The organism is Streptomyces sp. NPDC102451 (genome assembly GCF_044765485.1).
Classification (GTDB): Bacteria; Actinomycetota; Actinomycetes; order Streptomycetales; family Streptomycetaceae; genus Streptomyces.
In genome coordinates this window covers 515,497-539,217 of sequence record NZ_JBIWKD010000002.1, presented here as the reverse complement: position 1 = coordinate 539,217, position 23,721 = coordinate 515,497, and the positions used below count along the sequence as shown (strand labels likewise).

Sequence of the window (23,721 nt, the reverse complement as noted above, 5' to 3'; positions counted from 1 at the left end):
CGGCGAAGAGCGGGGCCCGCACAGCGCGGACCCCGCTCCCATGGCGCCTGTCGGAGGTCAGAGACCGCCGGTGTACAGGAGCCGGTCGGGCGAGCCGGCGCCCAGACCCGTCAGTACGTTCGGGGTCGCCTGCCCGGCGAGCCAGTCGGCGACCGCCTGAGGCGTCGCGTCCGGGTTCTGCGCCTTGTAGAGAGCCGCGGCGCCGGCGACGTGCGGACTCGCCATGGACGTGCCGCTCAGCGTCGTCGAACCGCCGCCGAGCTTGGCGGACACGATGTCCACGCCCGGGCCGTACAGCCGCACACAGGTACCCCAGTTGCTGAAGGTCGCCTGCCGGTCCTGGTCGTCGCTGGCCCCCACGGCGAGCACGCCGTCGGCGCGGGCCGGGGACACGTCACAGGCGTCCTGGTTCTCGTTGCCCGCCGCGACCACGGGCAGGGTGCCGTCCGCCGCGAGCGCGTCGAACGCGTCGTCGACGGCCGACGACGCGGGTCCGCCGAGGGAGGCGTTGACGACGGCCGGCTGCTGGGCGTTCTGGGCGATCCAGTCGAGCCCGGCGATGATCCCGGCCCAGCTGCCCGAGCCCTCGCAGTTGAGCACCCGTACGGGCACGAGCGAGGCGGCGCGGGCCACTCCGTACGTCGCACCGGCGACGGTCCCGGCCACGTGCGTGCCGTGGCCGTTGCAGTCCTCACCGTTGCGGCCGTCGCCGATCGCGTCGTAACCGGCGCCCACCCGGCCGCCGAACTCGCTGTGGGCGGCCTCGATGCCGGTGTCCAGGATGTACGCGGTCACACCCTGGCCCGTACCGCCCACGTCGTACGTGCCGTCCAGCGGCAGGTTCCGCTGGTCGATGCGGTCCTGCCCCCAGCTCCCGGCCACGGCCCGCCCGCTCGCCGCCGTGGTCGCCGAGGCCGGCGGCGAGACGGAGGCCTCGCTGTTCTCCTCGACCGCCTGGACGCCTGCCGCGCCGCGCACCTCCTGGAGCTGTGCGGCCGTCAGCGAGGCCGCGAAACCGTGCAGGACCTTGCTGTACGTGAAGAGGGTGCTGACCCCGAGCTGCTCGGCCATGGCGGACGGCTTCTGCTCGGGCGAGAGGGTGACGATGTACTGACCGGGCACGGCCCGGGCCGACTTCTCGACCGGCACGAGGACCTCGCCGGTGTCGGCCGTGGCCGTGGTGGTGCCGATCAGAGGGGCGATCAGCAGTAGAGCGGCTGGTGCCCAGCGGGCGCGCAGGCGCATGCGTTCTCCCTTGGGTGGAGGAGCGGGTCGCGGACCGGTCGGGCCCGCGAAGTACGAACACCTGATCTTTCGTCCATATCTCCGGCGAGCCTGAGCCGCGTCAGCCGGACAGCGCAACGATCACCGCCGGGGCACGCCCATTCGGCCCACGGCGCGAAAGGTGCATGAAAGGTTTCAACTCCACCCTGCGAGCGAAGATAGACCCGCCCCACAAGGTCGTCAATGCCCACACACGAAAGACCTGCAATCACCCAGCCAAACCGGCATCATCACGTAAGGACTCTTGACAGGGTCCGGTCAGAACCCTAGCTTCACGGACCTGAAACGATTCATCACCGCCTCGTTACGGAGCCGCGTTGTGATCAGCAGAAGACGACTGCTCAGCACCACCGCCGCCACCGCCGCGCTCGCCGCGGTGTCCGTGCCCGCCGCCGGTGCGGCCGGGCCCGCGCGGGCGGCCGCCGGCCGGGCCCGCGTCACCGAGCCGACCGTCGAGTACGTACGCCGTCCGCTGGGCCTGGACACCCCACGTCCGCGACTGAGCTGGCCCGTCGCGTCAGACACCCCGGGCCTGGTCCAGACCGCCTACCAGGTACGGGTGGCCACCGCCGCCGAGCGCCTCGGCGCACCCGACGTCTGGGACAGCGGCCGGGTCGAGTCCGCGCAGTCCGTACTGGTTCCGTACGCGGGCCCCGAGCAGGCGTCCCGCACACGCTACTTCTGGTCCGTACGGATCTGGGACGCGGACGGCCGGGCCTCCGCGTGGAGCGAGCCGTCCTGGTGGGAGACCGGACTCCTGGACGCCTCCGACTGGTCGGCCGGGTGGATCGCCGCGCCCGCCGCGCTGACCGGCGCACCCGCCCTGGACGACGCCTGGTGGATCTGGTTCCCCGAGGGGGACCCGGCCGTCGAGGCGCCTGCCGCCACTCGGTGGTTCCGCGGCCGGGTGGAGGTGCCGGAGAACATCACCCGTGCCCGGCTGGTCATGAGCGCCGACGACGGATTCACCGCCCGGGTGAACGGCGTGCAGGTGGCGCACACGGAGGCCGACGGCCCGGCCGAGAACTGGAAGCGCCCCGTCCTGGTGGATGTGTCGGACCGGCTCACCCCCGGCCCCCAGGTGATCGCCGTATCGGCGACGAACGCCGTCAGCGGACCCGCCGGGCTGCTCGGAGCACTGGAGCTGACGACCGCGGACGGGACGACCACGGTGGTCACCGACGCGGGCTGGCGGGCCACCGACGAGGAACCGCCGGAGGACTGGCACTCCGTCACCTATGACGACTCGGCCTGGCCCGCCGCGAAGGCCCTCGCCCGCTGGGGCTCCGGCCCCTGGGGCAAGGTGTCGGTGGCGCACTCCCCCGCCACCCAGCTGCGCCGGGAGTTCCGGCTGGGCCGCAGGCGCGTCGCGCGGGCCAGGCTGTACTCGACGGCCCTCGGCCTGTACGAGGTGTCGCTCAACGGCGAGCGCGTCGGTGAGGACCGTCTCGCCCCCGGCTGGACGGACTACGACCAGCGGGTCCAGTACCAGACGTACGACGTGACCGGTCTGGTGGCGAAGGGCGCCAACGCGCTCGGGATCACGCTGGCGGCCGGGTGGTACGCGGGGAACATCGCCTGGTTCGGCCCTCATCAGTACGGCGAACGGCCCGCTGCACTGCTCCAGTTGGAGATCACCTACACCGACGGGTCGACCGAACGCGTGGTGTCGGGCAGCGACTGGCTCACCACGGCGGGACCGGTCACCGGGGCGGACCTCATGGCGGGCGAGGAGTACGACGCCCGGCTGGAGACCGAGGGGTGGACGCGCGCCGGTTTCGACGCGGCCGGCTGGCTTCCCGCGGACCGCGTGGACGGGGTCGCTGCGGCTCTCGTCGCCGAGGTGGACGGCGCCTGCCGCGTGGAGCGTGAGCTGACGGCCCGTGAGGTGACCGAGCCGGAGCCCGGTGTCTTCGTGTTCGACCTCGGCCAGAACATGGTGGGCACCCCACGCCTCACCGTGTCAGGACCGGCCGGTACGACGGTACGGCTGCGGCACGCCGAGGTGCTGAACCCGGACGGCACGATCTACACCACCAACCTGCGCACCGCCCGCGCCACGGACACGTACACGCTCAAGGGCGGCGGCCGGGAGACCTACGAGCCCCGGTTCACGTTCCACGGCTTCCGCTACGTCGAGGTGACGGGTTACCCCGGCACACCGGGCCGTGACGCGGTCGTGGGCCGGGTGATCCACACCTCGGCGCCGTTCACCATGGACTTCACCACCGACGTCCCCATGCTCGACCAGCTCCACAGCAACATCACCTGGGGTCAGCGGGGGAACTTCCTGTCCATCCCGACGGACACCCCGGCGCGCGACGAACGGCTCGGCTGGACCGGGGACATCAACGTGTTCGCGCCCACCGCCGCGTACACCATGGAGTCGGCGCGCTTCCTCACCAAGTGGCTCCACGACCTGCGTGACGCCCAGACGTCCGACGGTGCCTTCACCCATGTCGCCCCGGACCTCCCGGGCGTCGGCAACGGGGCCGCCGGCTGGGGAGACGCCGGGGTGACCGTGCCGTGGGCGCTCTACCAGGCGTACGGCGATGTACGGGTGCTGGAACAGTCCTGGTCCTCGATGACCGACTGGCTGGGGTATCTGGAGGCGCACAGCTCCGGGCTGCTGCGCCCGGCCGACGGGTTCGGCGACTGGCTCAACATCGAGGACGAGACGCCCAAGGACGTCATCGCCACGGCCTACTTCGCCCACAGTGCCGATCTCGTGGCGCGGACGGCGGAGGCGCTGGGCAAGGACCCCGCTCCGTACCGGACGCTCTTCGGCCGGGTGCGCGACGCCTTCCGCGCGGCGTACGTCTCGGACGGCGCGCGGGTGAAGGGCGACACTCAGACGGCCTATGTGCTGGCCCTGTCCATGGATCTGCTGGCGGAGGCCGACCGCGCTCCGGCGGCGGACCGGCTGGTCGCGCTCATCGAGGCGAAGGACTGGCACCTGTCGACGGGATTCCTCGGGACCCCGCGGCTCCTGCCCGTCCTCACGGACACCGGCCACACGGACGTCGCCTACCGGCTGCTGCTCCAGCGGACGTTCCCGAGCTGGGGCTACCAGATCGACCGGGGCGCCACCACGATGTGGGAGCGCTGGGACTCGATCCGGCCGGACGGCAGCTTCCAGGACGCCGGGATGAACTCCTTCAACCATTACGCGTACGGCTCGGTCGGCGAGTGGATGTACGCGAACATCGCGGGCATCGCCCCCGGCGCGCCCGGCTTCCGGAAGGTCGTCGTGCGGCCGCGGCCGGGCGGTGGGGTGACGCGGGCCGGGGGCCGGTTCGACTCACGGTACGGCCCGGTCACCACGAGCTGGCGGAAGGACGCGGACGGCTTCGCCCTGAGCGTCGCCCTGCCGCCGAACACGACCGCCGAGGTGTGGGTGCCGGGCGGCGACGAACGGAGTGCCGGCCGGGGTGCCGCGGACTTCCTCCGGCTGGACGAGGGGTGCGCGGTGTTCTCGGCGGGGTCGGGCACGCACCGGTTCACGGCCTCCGGCTGACCGCCCGTGTGCCCCGTGGGACAGGCCCGTCCCACGGGGCACACACCCTATGCGGCGCCCTGGCCGAAGGGCGTGCTCCCGGACGCGACGCGGAGCACCGCGACTCCCCGCGGGGGAAGGACGAGGCCGCCGGCCCCAGGCGTGGGCCCGGTGAGGACCTCCCCGTCCACCGTGCCGAACTCCACGGGCTCGTCCGTACGGTTGACGAGGAACCAGTACGCGTGGGAGCCGTCGGTCCGTACGGTCAGCTCGGCCCTCCCCCGCGCCCCGGCGGGGAGTTCGGCGGTCACGCCGGCGCCGGACAGCAGGGACCGCAGCGCCTCGGGCAGTCCGTGGCGGCCCAGCCGGGTGGAGACGTACGCGGCCGATCCGCCCCCGGCCGGGGCGCGCCGGGTGAGGGCGGGGCGTCCTGTCTGGTCCCCGCTCGCGTAGCGGGCGAGCACCGTGACCTCGGGGTCGGTCAGGTCGATCCGGTCGGTCCACAGCGTGCCGGTCAGCCCGTTGTCGAGGCGTACGTCCTCGTCCTCCAGCAGGGGGCCGAACTCCTCGATGCGGATGCCCAGCAGACCGCGCAGCGCTCCCGGGTATCCGCCGAGGTGGACGTGGTCGTTCTCGTCGACGATCCCCGAGTAGTAGGTGGTGGCGAGATGACCGCCGCCGCTGACATAGGCCTCCAGCCGGGCGGCGAGTGGCTGCGGGACGACGTGGAGGAGGGGGGCCGCGACGAAGTCGTACCCGGTGAGGTCGGTCGCGGTCGTGACGACGTCCACCCGGACACCCAGGGCGAGGAAGGCGGAGTACCAGTCGAGAGCCTCCTGCCGGTAGCGCACCAGGGAGGACGGCTGGGAGTCGCGTTCGACGGCCCACCAGGACTCCCAGTCGTACACCAGCGCCGCGCGGGCCGGCTCCCGCACGGAGCCGGTGACCGGGGTGAGGGCCTCCAGGGTCCGGCCGAGGGCGGTCACCGCGCGGAACAGCTCGCTGTCCGGGCCGGCGTGGGGCACCATCGCGGAGTGGTGCTTCTCGGCGCCGGCGGCGGACTGGCGCCACTGGAAGAAGCAGACCGCGTCGGCTCCGTGGGCGACGTGCACCAGGGAGTCGCGGGCGAGTTCGCCCGGGCGCTTGGCGACGTTGACGGGCTGCCAGTTGACCGCGCTCGTCGAGTGCTCCATCAGGAACCAGGGCGCACCCCGGGCGATGGAGTGGGTGAGGGAGGCCGAGAAGGACAGCTCGTCCAGGCGCTGCGGCCCGGGGTGCGCGTAGTGGTCGTTGGAGACGAAGTCGATCTCCGCGGCCCAGTCGGGGTAGTTCATGCCCTTCGTCCCGCTCATCACCATGAAGTTGGTGGTGGCCGGGATCTCGGGAGTGATGCGGCGCAGGATCTCGCGTTCGGCGCGGAGGTAGTCCTTCAGCGCGTCGGAGGAGAAGCGCTTGAAGTCGAGCTGCTGGGTCGGGTTGGCGTGGCTCGCGGCCAGCCGCGGCGGCTGGATCTGCGCCCAGTCCCCGTAGTGCTGCGACCAGAAGGAGGTGGCCCAGGCCCGGTTGAGCTCCTCCAGGGTGCTGTAGCGGGCCCGCAGCCAGTCCCGGAAGGCCTGGGCGGCGTCGTCGGAGTAGTCGTAGACGTTGTGGCAGCCGAGCTCGTTGGAGATGTGCCAGGCGACCACGGCGGGGTGGTCCGCGTAACGGGTGGCCATGGCCTCCACCAGTCGCAGGGCGTATCTGCGGAAGACGGGCGAGGTGGGCCGCCAGTGCTGTCGCGCGCCCTGGGAGAGGGTCTCACCGCTGTGGGTGACCGGCAGGATCTCCGGGTGCAGGGTGGTGAGCCAGGGAGGCGGCGAGGCCGTGGCGGTGGCGAGGTCCACCGCGATGCCGCCGGCGTGGAGCAGGTCGAGCACCTCGTCCAGCCACTCGAAGTCCCACCGGTCCTCGGCCGGCTGGAGGCGGGCCCAGGAGAAGATGGCGACGGAGACGACGGTGACCCCGGCCGCGCGCATCAGCCGGACGTCTTCCTTCCACACCTCGCGCGGCCACTGCTCCGGGTTGTAGTCGGCCCCGTAGGCGAAGCGCGCGGGGCGGTCGTCGGAGGGCGGGCGCAGCCAGTGGCGCTCGGAGGCGGGGGTCATGATGATCCTTTCGGATACGGGGTGCGGTGCGGCAGGGGGCGGCCGCCCGTCGGCGGGCGGCCGCCCCGTGCCGGTTCAGCTGCTGCAGGTCACTTGTTGACGGTGAAGCCCTGGTCGTTGCCGTAGGCGACGGAGGCCTTCTGCCATTCCTTCAGTCCGTCGGCCAGCGTGGTGTCGGAGACGTACGCCTTGCCCACGGAGTCGTTGAAGATGGAGTTCGCGTACACCTGGAACGGCAGGTAGGACCAGTCCTCCGGGACCTGGCTGGCGGACCGGGCGAAGATCTCGTTCGCCTTCTGGCCGCCGAAGTACGGGAAGGAGGTGTCGAGGAACGACGGGGAGGACAGGTCGGCCGTGGTCGCGGGGAAGGCGCCGCCCTTCAGACGGGCCTGGACCCCCTCGGAGTGGTTGGCGTACTCGTTGAACGCGTACGCCAGGTCCTTGCTCTTGCCGTCCTTCATCACGGCGAGGGCGCTGCCGCCGTTCTCCGAGCTGACCTCGCCGCCCTTCTCCCACTGCGGGAGCGCCGCGGCGCGCCAGTCACCCGAGGCCGACTCGACTCCGGAGACGAAGTTGGCGGGCATCCACGCGCCGGTGGCGAGGGTGGCGATGGTGCCGTCCGCGAGGCCCTTGTACCACTCGTCACTCCAGTTGGTGACGGGTGCGAGGAGCTTCTCGTCGATCAGCTTCTGCCAGACCTTGGTGTAGGCGATGACACCCTTGTCGGCGGTGAGGTCGACCGTCACGTCGGTGTCGCGGTTCTTGAACGGGGTGCCGCCCGCCTGCCAGATCATGCTGGTGGTGAACCCGGCGTCGCCGGTGTCGTTGGCTATGTAGGCCTTGGGGTCCGCCGCGTGCAGGGCGCGGGCCGCCTCGAGGTACTCGTCCCAGGTGGTGGGGACGGCGATCTGGTGCTTGTCCAGCACCTTCTTGTTGTAGAAGAGCGCCATCGGACCGGAGTCCATGGGCAGCGCGTACACGGCGTCGTCGACGGCGACCGCGTTCCACGGGCCCGGCGAGTAGTCGGCCTTGAACTCTCCCGCGCCGTACCGGCTGAGGTCCTCGAGGGACTTGCCGAGGGCGAACTGTCCGACGGCGTAGTACTCGACCTGCGCTACGTCCGGCACTCCGGACCCGGCCTGTACGGCGTTCTGCAGGGCGGTGTACTGGTCGTTGCCGGTACCGGCGTTGACCAGCTTCACCTTGACCTTCGGGTACTCCTTCTCGAAGTCGCTGACCACCTGCTTCAGCGTCGGTTCCCACGCCCACACCGTGATGGAACCGCCCTCCTTGAGGGCCGCCCGGAGGTCACCTCCGGACACCGTCCTGTCCGATGACCCGGCGTCGCCGTCGGAGGATCCGCAGGCGGTGAGGCTCAGCGCGGCCGCGCACAGCAGGCCGACGCCACGCATCGCGCGTCTGGTCATGGTTCTCATAATTGCTTCACTCCGTTGTGGTGAGGGTGGTGCGGGAACCGTCGGGCGGCCGCACGGGGGTGCGTGGCCGGCGAGGGGTGGGACGCCGCGCCGGACGGGGGCCGTGGCCGACCGGTCCCGGGGCGCGGAGTTGGGGTGGCCGACGTGGCCGGGGAGGGGGTCATCCCTTGACGCTGCCCGCCGCCAGGCCGGACTGCCAGTAGCGCTGGAGCAGCAGGAAGGCGATGATCAGCGGCACGATGGTCAGCAGCGAACCCGTGATGACGAGGTTGAAGACCGGCTGGCCGCCCGCGGTGGAGGCCTGCTCGTTCCAGGCGTTCAGCCCCAGGGTCAGCGGGTACCAGTCCGGGTTCTTGATCATGATCAGCGGCAGGAAGTAGTTGTTCCAGGTCTGCACCATGGTGAAGAGCAGGACCGTGACGATGCCGGGACCCAGCAGCGGGAGCGCGACACGGAAGAACGTCCGCAGCTCGCCGGAGCCGTCCATCCTGGCCGCTTCGAGGAGCTCGGTGGGGACGGCCTCGGCGGCGAACACCCACATGAGGTAGAGCCCGAACGGTGAGATCAGCGAGGGGATGATGACGGCCCACGGCGTGTTGGTGAGCCCCATCTTGCTGAACATGAGGAAGGTGGGGACCGCAAGCGCGGTGGCGGGCACGGCCACGGCGCCGATGACGGTGGCGAAGACGGCGCGCTTACCGGTGAAGTCGAACTTGGCCAGCCCGTAGCCGCCGAGCACCGCGAGGAAAGTGGCTCCGCCGGCGCCGACGACCACGTACAGCAGGGTGTTGAAGAACCAGCGGACGAAGATGCCGTCGTCGTAGGTGAGCGTCTGGGAGATGTTGTCCCAGAGGGCGAAGTCACCGCTGAACCAGAGTCCGAAGGAGCCGAAGAGCCCCTTCTGCGTCTTGGTGGCGTTGATGACGAGCCAGGCCAGCGGCATGAGCGCGTAGAGCGCGGTCAGGCCCATGAGCACCGTGAGCAGCACGCTGCGGCGGGGCCTGTCCGGCGAGCGGCGTGCGCGCGAGCCGCGACGGGGTGCGGGGGCGCGGTGGGTGGTGCGCCGGGGCGTCTGTTCGGCGGTGAAGGAGGGGACGCTCATCGTTCACGCCTCCTTTCGCATGCCGCGCAGCTGGACCGCGTAGGCGATGATCATCGTGACGACTCCCATGACGAGGGAGACCGTCGCCGCGTAGTTCTGCTGGCGTCCGGAGAAGGACAGCGTGTAGGTGTAGAAGTTCGGCGTGAAGTAGGTCGTGATCGCGTTGGGCGCCAGCTTCTGCAGGATGCTGGGCTCGTTGAACAGCTGGAAGCTGCCGATCACCGAGAAGATCGTCGCGATCACCAGCGCACCGCGGATCGCGGGGATCTTGACGGCGGTGATGATCCGCCACTGTCCCGCTCCGTCGATCTCGGCGGCCTCGTAGAGGGACTTGGGGACGACCCGCAGCGCCGAGTAGAAGATCAGCATGTTGTAGCCGATGAACTCCCAGGTGACGATGTTGCCGATGCTCGCCAGTACCAGGGACGGGGAGAGCGGGTCGGGCAGCGTCACGCCGAAGGCGTCGTTGACGTTGCCCACCAGCCCGAAGCGGGTGCCGTAGATGAAGCCCCACATCAGGGTGGCGACGACTGCGGGCACGGCGTACGGCAGGAAGACGGCGATCCGGAAGAAGCTCTTCCCGTAGATCCTGCCGCTGTCGAGGGCCAGCGCGACCAGCAGGGCGAGGCCGAGCATGACGGGGACCTGCACCACGAGGAAGAGCGCCACCCGGCCCACGGCCGCCCAGAACTGCTCGTCCTCGAAGGCCCGCTGGAAGTTGTCCAGGCCGACGAACGACGTCCCACCCACCAACTGGTCCCGGAAGAAGCTCAGATACAGCGAGTAGATGATCGGAGCGAGGAACACCAGGGCGAACACGGCCATGAAGGGCCCCACGAAGACCCAGCCGACCTGCCCGCGCCGGCCTCTCCGGACACGTCGGCCGCGGGACCCTCCGGCTGGTGGGCGGCGTCCGGTCGTGATCGGCGTAACGGCCGTCATGGGTACTCCTGTTGGTCCGGCGTTGTGCAGGGCCCCGGCCGGATGGAGACACCGGACATCGTGGAGGCGCTGTGCTTGCGAGGGCCGAAGTCCACGCGAACACCCGTGCAGATGTTTACGTAAACATTTATCGGTGAAGTGATGTCTACACGTCTCTCACGTCATGGTCAAGGCTCGGTTTCCCTGCTGTGCCGACCAGTTGGGACGCGACAGGCCCGCCGGATCCCCCGAGCGGCCGCGCCCAGGCGTGCCCGTGTGTCCACGCCGGGCGTCCGGAGTGGTAGAAATGCCCTTGGTCCGCCCTCCGTCCGCACGCGAATACGAGCCACACGCGCAGCAGAGACAGGGCGGGTCCCGATCGGAACACCCCCACATCACGCGCGGCCGGCACCGGCCCCGCGGCCGGACCGGTGCGCCCCAGACGGCGAAAGGCTCACACGACCACGACGGAGGCAGACGCAGTGCAGGGAAAGGAACAGGCCATGGACCGGCCACCCCGCAAGCAGGCTTCGATGGCCGACGTCGCGCGCCTGGCCGGTGTCTCCTCGCAGACCGTCTCCCGGGTCTCCAACGGGAGCACCGTGGTGTCCGGGGAGACCCGCGACCGCGTCCTGAGCGCCATGAAGGAGCTGAACTACCGCCCCAACAGCGCCGCTCGCGCCCTGAAGAGCGGGAAGTTCCGCACGCTGGGCGTCGTCCTGTTCACCCTGGCCACGACGGGCAACGTCCGCACGCTGGAGGCCATTTCCGCCTCCGCAGCGGACGAGGGCTACGCGATCACCCTGCTGCCCGTCGCGACGCCCACCAGCACGGGGGTCAGGGGCGCCGTGACCATGCTCGGCGAGCAGGTCGTGGACGGGATCATCGTGATCATGGAAGTCCGCCTTCTGGACGCCGCCATATCGCTGCCGCCGCACACCCATGTCGTGGTGGCCGACTCCGACGCGGGCGACCGTTACAGCGTCGTGGACACCGATCAGTCCGGGGGCGCCAGGGCCGCCGTGCGCCATCTCCTCGACCTCGGGCACCGCACGGTGGCGCACGTCGCCGGTCCACCGGAGTCGTACGCCGCCCAGCGTCGCGCGCATGCCTGGCGGCAGACCCTGGAGGAGGCGGGACGCCCCGTTCCGCCGCCCGTGGACGGCGACTGGTCGGCCGCCTCGGGGTACGAGGCGGGCCTCGTCCTGGCGGCGGACCCGGCCTGCACCGCGGTCTTCGCGGCCAACGACCAGATGGCGCTGGGCGTCCTGCGCGCCCTTCAGGAACGCGGCAGACGCGTCCCGGAGGACGTCAGCGTCGTGGGCTTCGACGACATCGCCGACTCCGCATCGTTCCTTCCGCCGCTGACCACCGTCCACCAGGACTTCGCCGAGATCGGTCGGCGGTGCGTGGACGGTGTCCTGCGGCAGATCCGCGACGAGACGACGGAGCGCGGCACCACCCTGGTCCCGACCCACCTGGTCGTCCGTGCGAGCACCGGGCCGGCGCCGCACGGATGACCGCACGCCCGCGGCACACCGGCCGCGCCGCCGCCTCTCAGTCGGTACGGATCCCGAGGAGTTCCGGCTTCGTGGCCAGCGCGGCGAACCGGCCCGCCGGATCCGCGACCAGCCGGCGGGCCGTCAGATCGAGGATGCCGCCCACCCCGGTGATCTCCGCGGCCACGGTGCCGTCCTCCTTGAGGATCCGCTGCCGGATCTCGAAGGTCTTCCGCGCGCCGTGGAAGAGCTCGCAGCTGACGCGCACCCTGTCCCCGCCCCGCAGCTCCCGCAGGTATTTCACCGTCACCTCCAGCTGCACCGGCCCGATCCCCCCGGCGAGCAGTTTCTCCTGGGCCAGTCCGGCCTCCCGCAGGAGCTCCCACCGGGCGTGCTCGGCGTACTGGAGGTAGACCGCCTGGTTGAGGTGGCCCTGGGTGTCGAGCTCGTATCCGCGCACCGTGACATCGACGAAGAAGGTCATGAACAGCGGAACACACGCCCCCCCTCCCTCATTCCTCTCCGTCACGGCGTGCACACCCCTTTACGGACCTGTCATGCACCGGTAACTTCCTGGATGCAAGAGATTGCAGAAAGGTTCTGACGGAACTTTCCGTCGGAGCGCACTGCTCGCCCGAACCCCGAGGCGCGTCCGGGTTCTCCGGCGGGATCCTGGCAGCCGCTCGCGGAGCGGCTGTGCTGTCGGCAGTCGCGGTCCACCCGCCCGCGGCCCTCCCCTGGAGACAGACGAATGAGACGTACTCGTGTCCGGCTGCTCGGACGCCCCGCGGCCGCGGCCGTCGCGGCGGCGGTGATGCTGGGGCTCCTGACCCCGGCACCCGCGCCCTCCGGCCCGGAGCCGGCCGTGCCCGCGGCCGCCTCGGAGTCCACCGCCACCGTCTTCTACTACACGAAGACCAAGAACTGGTCGGCGTACAAGCTGCATTACGCGCCCGACGGCGGCTCCTGGACCACCGTCCCCGGTGTGGCCATGGAAGCCGCGTGCACGGACTGGGTGAAGCAGACCGTCACCCTGGGCGGCGCGTCGGGCCTCGCCGCCACCTTCAACAACGGCTCCGGCGTCTGGGACAACAACGCCGGGAAGAACTACGCCCTGGGCACCGGAGCCGTCACCGTCAAGGACGGCGTGGTGGCCCACAGCGACCCGTGTGCGGGGACCGGGACGGAGCCCGAGGAGGAGGGCCGTACGGCCTCGGTCTACTACTCGACCGCCACGGTCGGCTGGACGACCACCAATCTGCACTACCAGCCGGCGGGCGGAGCCTGGACCACCGTGCCCGGCGTGGGCATGGAGCCGGCGTGCACCGGCTGGGTGAGGAAGACGGTGGACCTCGGCACCGCCGCCTCCATGCTGGCCACCTTCAACAACGGCAACGGCGTCTGGGACAACAACAACGGGGTCAACTACACGGTCCCCGCCGGCCTCACCACGGTGAAGGACAAGAAGGTCACCGCCGGCGCGGCGGACCCCTGCGCCGCCGAGACGCCCGACACCCAGGCACCCACCGCCCCCGCGAAGGTCTCGGCGAGCGCGGACGGAGTGTCCGTGGTGCTGACCTGGGACCCGTCCACCGACGACCGCGGCGTGACGAAGTACCAGGTGACGCGGACGGGTGGCACCAAGGGCACCGCGGTGACCGATGTCGGGTCGACGGTGTACTCCGACACCGGTCTCGAGGCGAAGACGGCCTACAGCTACACCGTCAGGGCCGTCGACGCCGCGGGGAACGTCTCGGCGGCGTCCGCCGCTGCGACCGCGACCACCGGCGAGAAGCCCACGGCGCCGGCCTCCGGGAAACCGCTCGGCACCGACCCCCGCAAGGACCCCGTCTACTTCGTCCTCACCGCCCGCTTCAACGACGGTGACACAGCGAACAACCGGGGCGGCAGCCAGCACGTGAAGTCGGGCAACGCGGCCAACGACGACCCCATGTTCCGGGGCGACTTCAAGGGCCTGGTCGACAAGCTCGACTACATCAAGGGGCTCGGCATGTCGGCCGTCTGGATCACCCCCGTGGTCCTGAACCGGTCCGACTACGACTACCACGGCTACCACGGCTACGACTTCTACGAGGTCGACTCCCGGCTCGAGTCGGCCGGCGCCTCCTACCAGGACCTCATCGACGCCGCCCACGCCAAGGGCATGAAGATCTACCAGGACGTCGTCTACAACCACTCCTCGCGCTGGGGCGCCAAGGGCCTGTTCACGCCGACGGCGTACGGGGTCCGCGACACCCAGTGGAGCTGGTACTACGACGAGAAGAACGACGGCTTCGAGTACGACGGCCTCACCGTCGAGCCGAAGTCCGGCAAGTCGTACTACAACGGCGACCTGTGGTCCACGGCCGAGCCCTCGGGCAACACCTGCGTCAACTGGGGCACGCCCACCGGAGCCACCTCGCCCGAGGGCTACAAGATCTACAACTGCCAGTGGCCGAACCCCACTTCGGGCATGTTCCCGAAGGCGTACTACCACAACTGCTGGATCGGCAACTGGGAGGGTGAGGACTCCCGGAGCTGCTGGCTGCACGACGACCTCGCCGACTTCAACACCGAGAGCGCGCCCGTGCAGAACTATCTGATCGGCGCCTACAACAAGTACATCGACATGGGTGTCGACGGCTTCCGCGTCGACACCGCGGTGCACATCCCCCGCACCACCTGGAACCGGCGCTTCCTGCCGGCCATCCAGGAGCGGGTCACCCAGCAGTTCGGCACCGAGGCCGCGAAGAACTTCTTCGTCTTCGGTGAGGTCGCCGCCTTCGTCAACGACAAGTGGAACCGCGGCTCGGTCAACCACTCGGCCCAGTTCTACACCTGGAAGGAGCGCAAGGAGTACAGCGCGGACGACGAGAAGGCCGCTCTGGAGATGTACGACTACGAGCAGCAGCAGGGCACCGGCTCCCAGCCGACGTCCACCAACGCCTTCCTGAACGGCAACAGCTACCACACGCCGGACCACAGCCGGTTCTCCGGCATGAACGTCATCGACATGCGCATGCACATGAACTTCGGTGACGCGAACAACGCCTACAGCAACGGCAAGGACTCCGACGACAGTTACAACGACGCCACCTACAACGTCGTGTACGTCGACAGCCACGACTACGGCCCCAACAAGAGCAGCGAGCGGTACGCCGGCGGCACGGACGCCTGGGCGGAGAACATGTCGCTGATGTGGACCTTCCGGGGCATCCCCACGCTGTACTACGGCTCCGAGATCGAGTTCCAGGCCGGCAAGAAGATCGACTGCGGGCCCACCTGCCCGCTGGCGACGACCGGCCGGGCGTACTACGGTGCCCACCTCGCGGGCGACGTCAAGGCGTCGGACTTCGGCACGGTCGAATCGGCGACCGGCGCGGTCGCCGACACCCTGGCGAAGCCGCTGGTCAAGCACGTGCAGCGGCTCAACCAGATCCGCCGTGCGGTGCCCGCCCTGCAGATGGGGCAGTACTCCACGGAGGGCATCACCGGCTCGATGGCGTACAAGCGCCGCTACACCGACGCGGCGAGCGGCACGGACAGCTTCGCGCTGGTGACCGTCTCCGGCGGCGCCACGTACACCGGCATCCCCAACGGCACCTACAAGGACGCCGTCACGGGAGACACCCAGGTGGTGACGGGCGGGACGCTCGCCGTCCCGGCGCCGGGCAAGGGCAACCTGCGGGTGTACGTCCTCGACCTCGGCGGCAAGAACGCGGCGCCGGGGAAGATCGGTGCGGCGGGTCCCTATCTGAAGTGAGCCACCGTGTGACGGCCGCGTGCACGCACGCGGCCGTCACACCGGCCCGGCCGTCACCGCCCGCCGTCCACCCGGCGCAGGGTCCGCAGGAGGTACTCCTTGCGGTTCAGCGGGTCACGGTCGGTCCTGGACCGGTGCGGGACGGGGCCGTCGACCGGCCGGTAGTCCTCGAACGCGGACTCCAGCACCCCTTCACCGCGCGTCATCCCCGGCAGCAGCTGCTGCAGCTCATGGACCCGGGCCGCCGGGATCACACCCTCCACGGTGCAGACACCGCCCTGGGTCTCCGGGGGACCCGGGACGGCGCGCAGCCGCGCGAGGACCGGCACGAGCGGGCCGAGCGCGTCGGCAGGGAGCTCGGCACGGAAGCGGTGCATCGGCTCGTACACGGTGGTTCCGGCCTGCCTCAGCGCGTCCATCAGCACCAGTGGTGTCAGATGACGGAAGTCGCCCGCCGTACTCGACATGGACTTGTCGAACACCGCATGCGAATGGCTCTGCCGGGGCCAGTAGCCGGAATGGGTCATGGTGACGGTGCAATCGGTGACCTGCCATCCGTGAATTCCCTGGCCGAGCGTTTCCAGCACGGTGTCCTCCACCGCCCGCATCAGGGCGTACGGCATGGAACCGAGCTCCACCTCCCGGCGGAATTCCACCCCGCTGCCGAATGCGGCGGGCTCCACCCGGAGTCCGACGGTGGCGAGAAAAGGATTCGGCTCCGTGTCGATGAATTCGACGGCCGCGCCCGTTCCCGCCGGCCGTTCCAGGCAGATGGTCGTCGTCTCCCGGAAGCCGACCTCGACGCCGTACTCGTCCGCCAGCGTCGCCTGGATGACCTCCTTCTGCACCTCGCCGTAGAGCGACAGATGCACCTCCTGGCGGAGGTCGTCACGGCGTACGCCGATCAGCGGGTCCTGCTCCGCCAGGTGTCCCAGCGCGATGTGCAGGGCTCCCCTGTCCTGACGGCGGCAGGGGGTGACGACGGTCTCCAGGGTCGGCGGAGCGAAGTGGGCGCGCACCGGCTCCGTGGCCGGTTCGCCGATCCTGTCCCCGATCCGTACGGCGTGGAGCCCTCGCAGCCTGCCGATCCGGCCGGCGGGGAGCGAGGGGCCACGGACATCCGTGCCGTTGTCGAAGACGGTGATGGCCGAGATCTTGCCCTCGCGGCCCTCCTCCTCGCCGTCGCCCCGCAGCCGGACGCGTTCCCTGGTGCGTACCGTCCCGGAGAACATGCGGGCGTACGCGATCTTCTCGCCCGCCGGGCCGCGCTCGACCTTGAAGACCGTTCCCGAGGCCGGGCCCTCGGTGTCCTGGACCGTCACGGGCAGGAACTCCGCGATTCCGGCGGTCAGTTCGGCCACGCCGGCGCCGGTGGCCGCGGACCCGAAGTACACGGGGTGCACCAGCGCCTGCCGGGTCTGGGCGGCCAGCCGGTCACGGAGCCGGTCGTACGGGACGTCCGCCCCGCCCTCGACGTACGCCGCGAGGAGGTCGTCGTCGTGGGTGGTGAGCAGATCGGTCAGCGCGGTGACGAAGCCGGGGTCCGCGGCGGTGAACGACCGTGTGCGTGCTTCCCGGGTGCCCAGGTGGCCGGCCGGTCCCATCGCGACGACCGCGGGTGACAGCCGTCGCGCGATGTCGGCCAGGACCCCCTCGTACCGGGCGCCGGCGCGGTCGGTCTTGTTGACGAACACCAGGGTGGGGATCCGCAGCCGGCGCAGGGCGCGCATCAGCACCCGCGTCTGCGCCTGGACGCCCTCGACGGCGGACACGACGAGTACGGCGCCGTCGAGCACGCCGAGGACGCGCTCCACCTCGGCGATGAAGTCGGGGTGTCCGGGGGTGTCGATCAGGTTGACCGTGACGCCGTCGACGGCGAAGGACACCACGGCGGACTTGATGGTGATGCCCCGCTGCCGCTCCAGGGCGAGGGTGTCGGTCCGTGTGCTGCCGTCGTCGACGCTGCCGACCGCGTCGATGACTCCGGCGGTGTGGAGCAGCCGCTCGGTCAGGCTCGTCTTACCGGCGTCGACATGCGCCAGAATTCCCAGGTTCACTGTGTGCACTGAGCTTCGGGTCCTCGAGATAGGGGTGAATTCCTGTCTGGGTGGACACAGAAGCTCGGCGCATGGACATCTCCCTGGTTCGTCAGCTGGTGCCGGAATTACAGCAGGGCGCCCGGCCGGGCGGCAATCGATTAATTCCGCAGGTGCGGGAAGCGCAGTTCGGTACGGCTGCGCGCGGTGTCGCCGGGGCGCAGCACGGTGCTGGGCAGGTCCGGCCGGTTGGGTGAGTCGGGCAGGTGCTGGGTCTCCAGGCAGATCGAGCCGTGCCGTTCGTGGCGGCGGCCGGCGCCGTCGGTGAAGGAGCCGTCGAGCTGGTTGGCGGTGTAGACCTGGATGCCGGGCTCCGTGGTCCACACCTCCAGGACCCGGGCCGCGTCCGGGGCGGTGAGGCGTGCGGCGCGGCGCAGGCCGGCGCCGGTGTCCCGCAGCACCCAGGAGTGGTCGAAGCCGCCCGCGGCGCGCAGCTGTCCGTCCTCCGCGTCGAGGCGCTCCGCGAGGACCTGGGGCGTGGTGAGGTCGAACGGGGTTCCGCGGACCTCGGCGGGAGGCCCCAGGGGGATGCCGTCGTCGTCCACCGGGAGGTAGGTGTCGGCGTCGACCTCCAGGCGGTGGCCGAGTACGTCGTCGTGGCCGGTCAGCTCGAAGTAGGCGTGGTTGGTGAGGTTGACGACCGTGGGGCGGTCGGTGACCGACGCGTAGTCGACGGCCAGGGTGCCCGCCTTGTCGAGGGTGTACGTGACAGTGGTGTCCAGGGCCCCGGGGAAGCCCATGTCGCCGTCGGGGCTGTGCAGGGTGAACCGTACGGACACGGTGTCGTCGGTGCGGTCGGGGACCGCTTCCCACACCTTGGTGTGGAAGCCGTCCGGTCCGCCGTGCAGGGCGTGGCCCCGGTCGTTGGCGGGGACGTGGTGCTCGGTGCCGTCCAGGACGAAGCGGCCGTGGGCGATGCGGTTGGCGTAACGGCCCACCACGGCGCCGAAGTAGGGGTGTTTGGCCGTGTAGTCGTCGAGGGTCGCGAGCGACCGTACGACGGAGGCGGTGGCGCCCGTGGTGTCGGGCACGGTGAGGCGGTGCAGGGTCGCGCCGTAGGTCAGTACCTCTGCGCGGACCCCCGTACCGCTGTCGAGGGTCCACAGGTCGGTGCGGGCCCCCAGGGCGGAGCCGAAGGGGGCGCGGTGCACGGTGGGGCGCGGCATCAGAGATCCTCGGTGTGGCCGGAGTCGGGACCGGCCTTGGTGGATTCGCGGACGACGAGGCGGTAGCCGGGGCGTGGCCTGCGCGGTTCGGCGACGGGCGCGCCCGCGAGCTGCTCGACGAGGCTGTCGACGGCGAGGCGGGCGATGGCTTCCTTGTCGGGGGCGATGGTGGTGAGCGTGGTGGTGGTGTAGCGGCTCTCCTCGATGTCGTCGAAGCCGACGACTGCGATGTCGTCCGGGATCCGCAGGCCGCGTTCGGTGATGGTCCGCATCGCGCCGATGGCGATGAGGTCGTTGTACGCGAACACGGCGTCGGGCCGGGGGCCTTGGTCGAGGAGCTGCGCCATGCCGGTGGCGCCGTCCTCGCGGCCGTAGCCGTCGGTGACCACGACGAGCGATTCGTCGGGTGTGATGCCGGCGGCCTCGAGCTCCTCGCGCCAGCCCCGCAGCCGCAGGTGCGCGGGCTGCCGTTCCCGGCCGGTGCGCGATCCGAGGAAGGCGATCCGCCGGTTGCCCTGGCCGACGAGGTGGCGTACGGCGGCGCGGGCCGCCGCGACGTTGTCGATGGCGATGTGGTCGTACGGCGCTTCGTACTCGCGCTCACCCAGCAGGACCAGCGGCGCGGTCTCGGTGCGCGCCATGAGGTCCTCGGTCTCCAGATGGATGGGGCTGAGGATGAGGCCGTCGATCACATGGGACCGGAAGCCCTGGCTGACCAGGAGCTCCTTCTCCCTGAGTCCGGCGGTGTGGTCGACCAGGACGGTGTAGTCGTGCCGGGCGGCGGCGTCGATGACGGCTCCGGCGAGTTCCGCGAAGTACGGGTTGCCGAATTCGGGGACGGCGAGGGCGATGATGCCGGTGCGGCCCTTGCGCAGATGGCGGGCGGTGAGGTTCGGCCGGTAGCCGAGCTCGTCGATCGCCTGTTGCACCTTGGCGCGCATCGCGGGTGTGACGTGCTGATAGTTGTTCACCACGTTCGACACGGTCTTGATGGACACGCCCGCCCGTTGTGCAACGTCCTTGAGGCTGACGCCCACGGCACTCCTTGGTTCGGCTCGGCTCGGCTTGGCTCTGTGGCCGGCCCTGTGGGGCCGGCCCGTCGTCAGGTGCTTCTGCGACTGCGCGCGAGATAGCGCTGCGCCACCACGACAACGATAAGGAAGCCGCCGCTGACCACCGACTGGTAGGAGGAGTTGAGCGAGCCGATCTGGTTGATCAGGTTCTGGATGACGGCCAGCAGCAGGACGCCCCAGAGGGTTCCGCTGATCGAGCCGGCGCCGCCGATGAGCAGGGTGCCGCCGATGACGACGGCGGAGATCGCGTCGAGTTCCATGCCCACGCCGACGATGGTGACGCCGGAGGAGAGCCTGGCGGCGTTGAGGGCGCCGGCGAGTCCGGCGAGCAGACCGCTGAGCGTGTAGACGAGGATCTTCGTACGGGCGACGGGCAGGCCCATCAGGGTGGCGGCGTCGCTGCTGCCGCCGACGGCGAACAGGGTCTGCCCGAAGGAGGTGCGCTGCAGGACGAGTCCGCCGGCCCCGAAGAGCACGAGGGCGATGATGATCGGGTAGCCGAAGCCCCACACGCTGCCCTGGCCGAGCTCGCCGAAGGCGGAGTCCTTGGGCACCAGGTAGGTGGTGGCGCCCTCGTCGGTGAGGGCGAGCAGCAGGCCGCGTGCGCCCAGGAGTGTGGCGAGGGTGACGATGAAGGGCGCCATGTTCCCCCGGGCGATGAGGAACCCGTTGAGCAGGCCGATGCCGCCGCACACCACGAGGGGGAGCAGCAGCGCGGCGAGGAATCCGTACTGCGAGGCCCAGGCGGCGAGGACTCCCCCGAGGGCGAAGACCGAGCCGACGGAGAGGTCGATGCCGCCGGTGATGATGACCATCGTCATGCCGAGGGCGACCACGGCGAGGAACGAGGCCTGGATGGTGACACCGCGGGCGTTGTCCAGGGAGGCGAACGTCGGGTAGATGAAGGAGGCGGCGATCACGACGGTCAGCAGGACCGCGAGGACGCCCTGGCGTTGCAGGAGTTCGGCGGCGCGCTGCCGGCCGGTCTGCTCGGGGCCTGCCGCGGGGCGGGCCGCGGGCGCCTTCGGCGCGGCCGGGGCCGGGGCGGCGGTGGCGGGCTTGGTTTCGTTCATCGGGACCGACGCTCCCGGGCGACGTAGACGGCGGCGATGATGATGGCCGCCTGGGCGATCTGTGCGGTGGAGTCGGGCAGGTCGTGCTTGACGAGGGTGGCGCGGAGCAGCTGCATGAGCAGGGCGCCAGCGACGGTGCCGAGCACCCGGACGGAGCCCCCGTTGAGGGGGGTGCCGCCGACCACGACCGCCGTGATGGCGGAGAGTTCCATGAGGGTGCCGAGCGAGGAGGGGTCGCTCGCGGTGAGCCTGGCGGTCGCGAGGACGCCGGCGAGGGCTGCGAGCACTCCGCAGAGCACGTACACGCCGATGAGGACCCGCTTGACGGGCAGTCCGGCGAGCGCGGCGGCGGAGCGGTTGCCGCCGATGGCGACGACCTGGCGGCCGAAGGTGGTGCGCTGCACCAGGAAGGCGACGGCGACGGCGAGGACTGCGGCGATCCACACGACCAGCGGGATGCCGAGGAAGGAGCCGGTGCCCAGCGACAGCAGGTCGGGGTTGACGATCTGCTTGAGCTGGCCGTCGGCCATGACCAGGGCGAGGCCGCGGCCTCCGACGAACAGGGCGAGCGTGGCCACGATGGGTTGCAGCCCGACGAGGGAGACGAGGGCGCCGTTGACGGCTCCGACGACCGCGCCCGCCAGGAGGGAGACGACCAGCGCGGGGACGAGCCCGTATCCGAGGTAGAGCGGGAGGAAGGCGGCGGCGAGTGCCATGGTCGAGCCGACGGAGAGGTCGACGCCCTCGGTGCCGATGACCAGGGCCATGCCCAGGGCGACGATGACGATGGGCGCGACCTGGACGAGCTGGGTGCGGAAGTTGTCCGCGGTCATGAAGTGGTCGGTGAACAGGGCGTTGAAGAGGAGCACCACGGCCACGGCGACGTACACGCCGTAGCGCTGGTACCAGGCGGGGTCACGCAGCCGGGCCAGGGGGCTCGCGGACTCGTGGGGCTTGTCGCTCTTCGCGGGCGGGGCGACGGCGGTCTGGGTCATCGGGGGTCCTCCTGGGCGGCCGGGGCCCGGTCGGCCGGCTGCGGTGCGTGGTCGGCGAGCACTTCGAGCAGCCGGTCCTCGGCCACGTCGTCGCCCGACAGTTCTCCGGCGACCGCTCCGCCGCGCAGGACGACGATCCGGTCGGCGCCCTCGATGAGCTCCTCGATGTCGGAGGAGATGAGCAGGACGGCGAGGCCCTCGCGGGCGAGGTCGTCGATGAGGCTCTGGACCTCGGCCTTGGCTCCGACGTCGATGCCGCGGGTGGGCTCGTCGAGCAGCAGGACCTTGGGTTCGAGGCAGAGCCAGCGGGCCAGCAGGACCTTCTGCTGGTTGCCTCCGGAGAGTTCGCCGACCTTCTGCTCGGGGCTGGACGCCTTGATCCGCAGGCGCTTCATGAAGATGTCGACGATCCGGTCCTGCTTGGCGCGCGAGACGACACCGGCCCGGGAGAGGCGGGGCATGGCCGCCAGGACGATGTTCTCGCGTACGGAGAGGCCGGGCACGATGCCCTCGGCCTTGCGGTCCTCGGGCAGCAGGCTGATGCCGGCGCGGATGGCGGCGGCCGGGGTGAGGCGCTTCAGCGTGGTGCCGTCGACGGTGAGTTCGCCCTTGTCCAGGGGCAGTGCGCCGGACAGCGCCTTGGCCGTCTCGCTGCGGCCGGAGCCGAGGAGGCCGCCGAGGCCGAGCACCTCGCCCGCGTACAGCGACACGGATATGTCGTGGAGCTGGAGGCGGCTGGAGAGTCCGGTCGCGGTGAGCACGGGCGTACGGGCGGCCTCGTGCCCCTCGGCGGCGAAGCTGGTGACGCCGGAGCGGCGCACCTCGGAGAGGTCGCGGCCGAGCATCATCGACACGAGCTGCATCCGGTCGAGGTCGGCGAGGTCGCCGGTGTGGATGTGGCGCCCGTCGCGCAGGACGGTGACGCGGTCGCAGATCCGGTAGAGCTCGTCCATGCGGTGGCTGACGTACAGGACGGCGATGCCCTGGCTCCGCAGGCGCTCGATGACGCGGAAGAGGGTCTCCACCTCGCGTGGTTCGAGCGAGGAGGTGGGCTCGTCCATGATGACGACCTGGGCGTTGACGGACACGGCCCGGGCGAGGGCGACCATCTGCTGGGTGCCGACACCGAGGGTGTGCAGGGGGCGCCGGGGGTCGGCGCGTACGCCGAACCCGTCGAGCAGTTCGGCCGCCTCGCGGTGCATGCGGGCGAAGTCGATGAGGCCGAAGCGGTTCCTCGGTTCGCGGCCCAGGAAGATGTTCCGCGCCACGCTCATCAGCGGGACGAGGTTGACCTCCTGGTAGATCGTGGAGATACCGGCCTGCTGGGCCTCGAACGGCCGGGAGAACCTGACCGGTTCACCCGCCATCCGCAGTTCGCCGCCGTCCGGGCGGTAGACGCCGGTCAGCACCTTGATGAGGGTGGACTTGCCCGCGCCGTTCTCCCCGACCAGCGCGTGGGTCTCCCCCGCGCGCAGGGAGAAGGTGACGTCGTCGAGGGCGACGACGCCGGGGAACCGTTTGCTCACCGAGCGGGCTTCGAGCACCGTGGCGGCCGTGTCGCCGGCTGCCTCCGGTGCCTGAGGTACTGCTTCGGGTGGTGCCATGGGTCTTCTTGGCCTTCCGCTGTCCAAGGGGTGAGGGCCCGGGGGCCGCCGTGACCCGGTACGGGCGCC

General features: G+C 70.7%; 15 protein-coding genes. 3 read left to right on the top strand and 12 right to left on the bottom strand.

All coding sequences use genetic code 11. From position 1 onward, the window contains the following. Positions 1 to 57: 57 nt before the first annotated feature. The gene (locus ACIRD8_RS05900; RefSeq protein WP_403986661.1) at positions 58 to 1,245 is read right to left on the bottom strand and encodes a S8 family serine peptidase; all 1,188 of its coding nucleotides are present in this window, start codon (positions 1,243 to 1,245) and stop codon (positions 58 to 60) included. 358 nt (positions 1,246 to 1,603) lie between these two features. Between ACIRD8_RS05900 and ACIRD8_RS05895 the strand changes: the two genes are divergently transcribed. Next, entirely contained in the window at positions 1,604 to 4,801 is a 3,198-nt protein-coding gene (locus ACIRD8_RS05895; protein ID WP_403986658.1) for an alpha-L-rhamnosidase, read from the top strand. 47 nt (positions 4,802 to 4,848) lie between these two features. Here the strand turns inward: ACIRD8_RS05895 and ACIRD8_RS05890 are convergent, their stop codons facing one another. The 4 genes from ACIRD8_RS05890 to ACIRD8_RS05875 all read right to left on the bottom strand — a co-directional run bounded on the left by ACIRD8_RS05890 (position 4,849) and on the right by ACIRD8_RS05875 (position 10,404). Next, positions 4,849 to 6,924, bottom strand: a complete 2,076-nt coding sequence (locus tag ACIRD8_RS05890) for a beta-galactosidase (protein ID WP_403986655.1) — start codon at positions 6,922 to 6,924, stop codon at positions 4,849 to 4,851. An 89-nt stretch (positions 6,925 to 7,013) separates the two neighbouring features. Beyond that, positions 7,014 to 8,360, bottom strand: coding sequence for an ABC transporter substrate-binding protein (locus tag ACIRD8_RS05885; protein WP_403986652.1), 1,347 nt, complete (start codon positions 8,358 to 8,360; stop codon positions 7,014 to 7,016). A gap of 160 nt (positions 8,361 to 8,520) precedes the next feature. Further along, complete coding sequence (locus ACIRD8_RS05880) at positions 8,521 to 9,462, bottom strand: carbohydrate ABC transporter permease (protein ID WP_403986649.1); 942 nt, start codon at positions 9,460 to 9,462, stop codon at positions 8,521 to 8,523. Between the two features lie 3 nt (positions 9,463 to 9,465). Next, a complete protein-coding gene (locus ACIRD8_RS05875; RefSeq protein WP_403986647.1) occupies positions 9,466 to 10,404 on the bottom strand; it encodes a carbohydrate ABC transporter permease in 939 nt (312 codons plus the stop codon). A gap of 482 nt (positions 10,405 to 10,886) precedes the next feature. Here ACIRD8_RS05875 and ACIRD8_RS05870 point away from each other — a divergent pair, with 482 nt between their 5' ends. Continuing rightward, positions 10,887 to 11,903, top strand: coding sequence for a LacI family DNA-binding transcriptional regulator (locus tag ACIRD8_RS05870; protein ID WP_403986644.1), 1,017 nt, complete (start codon positions 10,887 to 10,889; stop codon positions 11,901 to 11,903). Between the two features lie 37 nt (positions 11,904 to 11,940). Here the strand turns inward: ACIRD8_RS05870 and ACIRD8_RS05865 are convergent, their stop codons facing one another. Further along, on the bottom strand, positions 11,941 to 12,366 hold the full coding sequence (locus ACIRD8_RS05865; protein WP_403986641.1) for an acyl-CoA thioesterase: 426 nt from the start codon (positions 12,364 to 12,366) through the stop codon (positions 11,941 to 11,943). 267 nt (positions 12,367 to 12,633) lie between these two features. On the opposite strand from ACIRD8_RS05865, the gene ACIRD8_RS05860 reads away from it, so the two are divergent. Beyond that, a complete protein-coding gene (locus ACIRD8_RS05860; protein ID WP_403986638.1) occupies positions 12,634 to 15,645 on the top strand; it encodes a carbohydrate binding domain-containing protein in 3,012 nt (1,003 codons plus the stop codon). Positions 15,646 to 15,698: 53 nt separating this feature from the next. Here ACIRD8_RS05860 and ACIRD8_RS05855 read toward each other — a convergent pair whose 3' ends face one another. The 6 genes from ACIRD8_RS05855 to ACIRD8_RS05830 form a co-directional block, all read right to left on the bottom strand. Beyond that, the gene (locus ACIRD8_RS05855) at positions 15,699 to 17,711 is read right to left on the bottom strand and encodes a GTP-binding protein (protein WP_403986635.1); all 2,013 of its coding nucleotides are present in this window, start codon (positions 17,709 to 17,711) and stop codon (positions 15,699 to 15,701) included. Positions 17,712 to 17,842: 131 nt separating this feature from the next. Next, positions 17,843 to 18,907: an aldose epimerase family protein gene (locus tag ACIRD8_RS05850; protein WP_403986632.1), complete on the bottom strand. Its 1,065-nt coding sequence runs from the start codon at positions 18,905 to 18,907 to the stop codon at positions 17,843 to 17,845. Next, positions 18,907 to 19,944, bottom strand: a complete 1,038-nt coding sequence (locus tag ACIRD8_RS05845) for a LacI family DNA-binding transcriptional regulator (protein ID WP_403986629.1) — start codon at positions 19,942 to 19,944, stop codon at positions 18,907 to 18,909. Before ACIRD8_RS05845 ends, ACIRD8_RS05850 begins: the two co-directional genes overlap by 1 nt. A gap of 65 nt (positions 19,945 to 20,009) precedes the next feature. Then, complete coding sequence (locus tag ACIRD8_RS05840) at positions 20,010 to 21,053, bottom strand: ABC transporter permease (protein WP_403986626.1); 1,044 nt, start codon at positions 21,051 to 21,053, stop codon at positions 20,010 to 20,012. Then, on the bottom strand, positions 21,050 to 22,048 hold the full coding sequence (locus tag ACIRD8_RS05835) for an ABC transporter permease (protein WP_403986623.1): 999 nt from the start codon (positions 22,046 to 22,048) through the stop codon (positions 21,050 to 21,052). Before ACIRD8_RS05835 ends, ACIRD8_RS05840 begins: the two co-directional genes overlap by 4 nt. Then, entirely contained in the window at positions 22,045 to 23,652 is a 1,608-nt protein-coding gene (locus ACIRD8_RS05830) for a sugar ABC transporter ATP-binding protein (protein ID WP_403986620.1), read from the bottom strand. The genes ACIRD8_RS05835 and ACIRD8_RS05830 overlap by 4 nt, the downstream gene beginning before the upstream one ends. Positions 23,653 to 23,721: the final 69 nt, after the last annotated feature.

Bases quoted from the DNA above. Each gene is read 5' to 3' on its own strand.
- ACIRD8_RS05835 (WP_403986623.1), bottom strand. From the start codon at position 22,048: ATGACCCAGACCGCCGTCGCCCCGCCCGCGAAGAGCGACAAGCCCCAC.
- ACIRD8_RS05880 (WP_403986649.1), bottom strand. From the start codon at position 9,462: ATGAGCGTCCCCTCCTTCACCGCCGAACAGACGCCCCGGCGCACCACC.
- ACIRD8_RS05850 (WP_403986632.1), bottom strand. From the start codon at position 18,907: ATGCCGCGCCCCACCGTGCACCGCGCCCCCTTCGGCTCCGCCCTGGGG.
- ACIRD8_RS05830 (WP_403986620.1), bottom strand. From the start codon at position 23,652: ATGGCACCACCCGAAGCAGTACCTCAGGCACCGGAGGCAGCCGGCGAC.
- ACIRD8_RS05860 (WP_403986638.1), top strand. From the start codon at position 12,634: ATGAGACGTACTCGTGTCCGGCTGCTCGGACGCCCCGCGGCCGCGGCC.
- ACIRD8_RS05900 (WP_403986661.1), bottom strand. From the start codon at position 1,245: ATGCGCCTGCGCGCCCGCTGGGCACCAGCCGCTCTACTGCTGATCGCC.
- ACIRD8_RS05875 (WP_403986647.1), bottom strand. From the start codon at position 10,404: ATGACGGCCGTTACGCCGATCACGACCGGACGCCGCCCACCAGCCGGA.
- ACIRD8_RS05870 (WP_403986644.1), top strand. From the start codon at position 10,887: ATGGACCGGCCACCCCGCAAGCAGGCTTCGATGGCCGACGTCGCGCGC.
- ACIRD8_RS05890 (WP_403986655.1), bottom strand. From the start codon at position 6,924: ATGACCCCCGCCTCCGAGCGCCACTGGCTGCGCCCGCCCTCCGACGAC.
- ACIRD8_RS05885 (WP_403986652.1), bottom strand. From the start codon at position 8,360: ATGAGAACCATGACCAGACGCGCGATGCGTGGCGTCGGCCTGCTGTGC.
- ACIRD8_RS05840 (WP_403986626.1), bottom strand. From the start codon at position 21,053: ATGAACGAAACCAAGCCCGCCACCGCCGCCCCGGCCCCGGCCGCGCCG.
- ACIRD8_RS05865 (WP_403986641.1), bottom strand. From the start codon at position 12,366: ATGACCTTCTTCGTCGATGTCACGGTGCGCGGATACGAGCTCGACACC.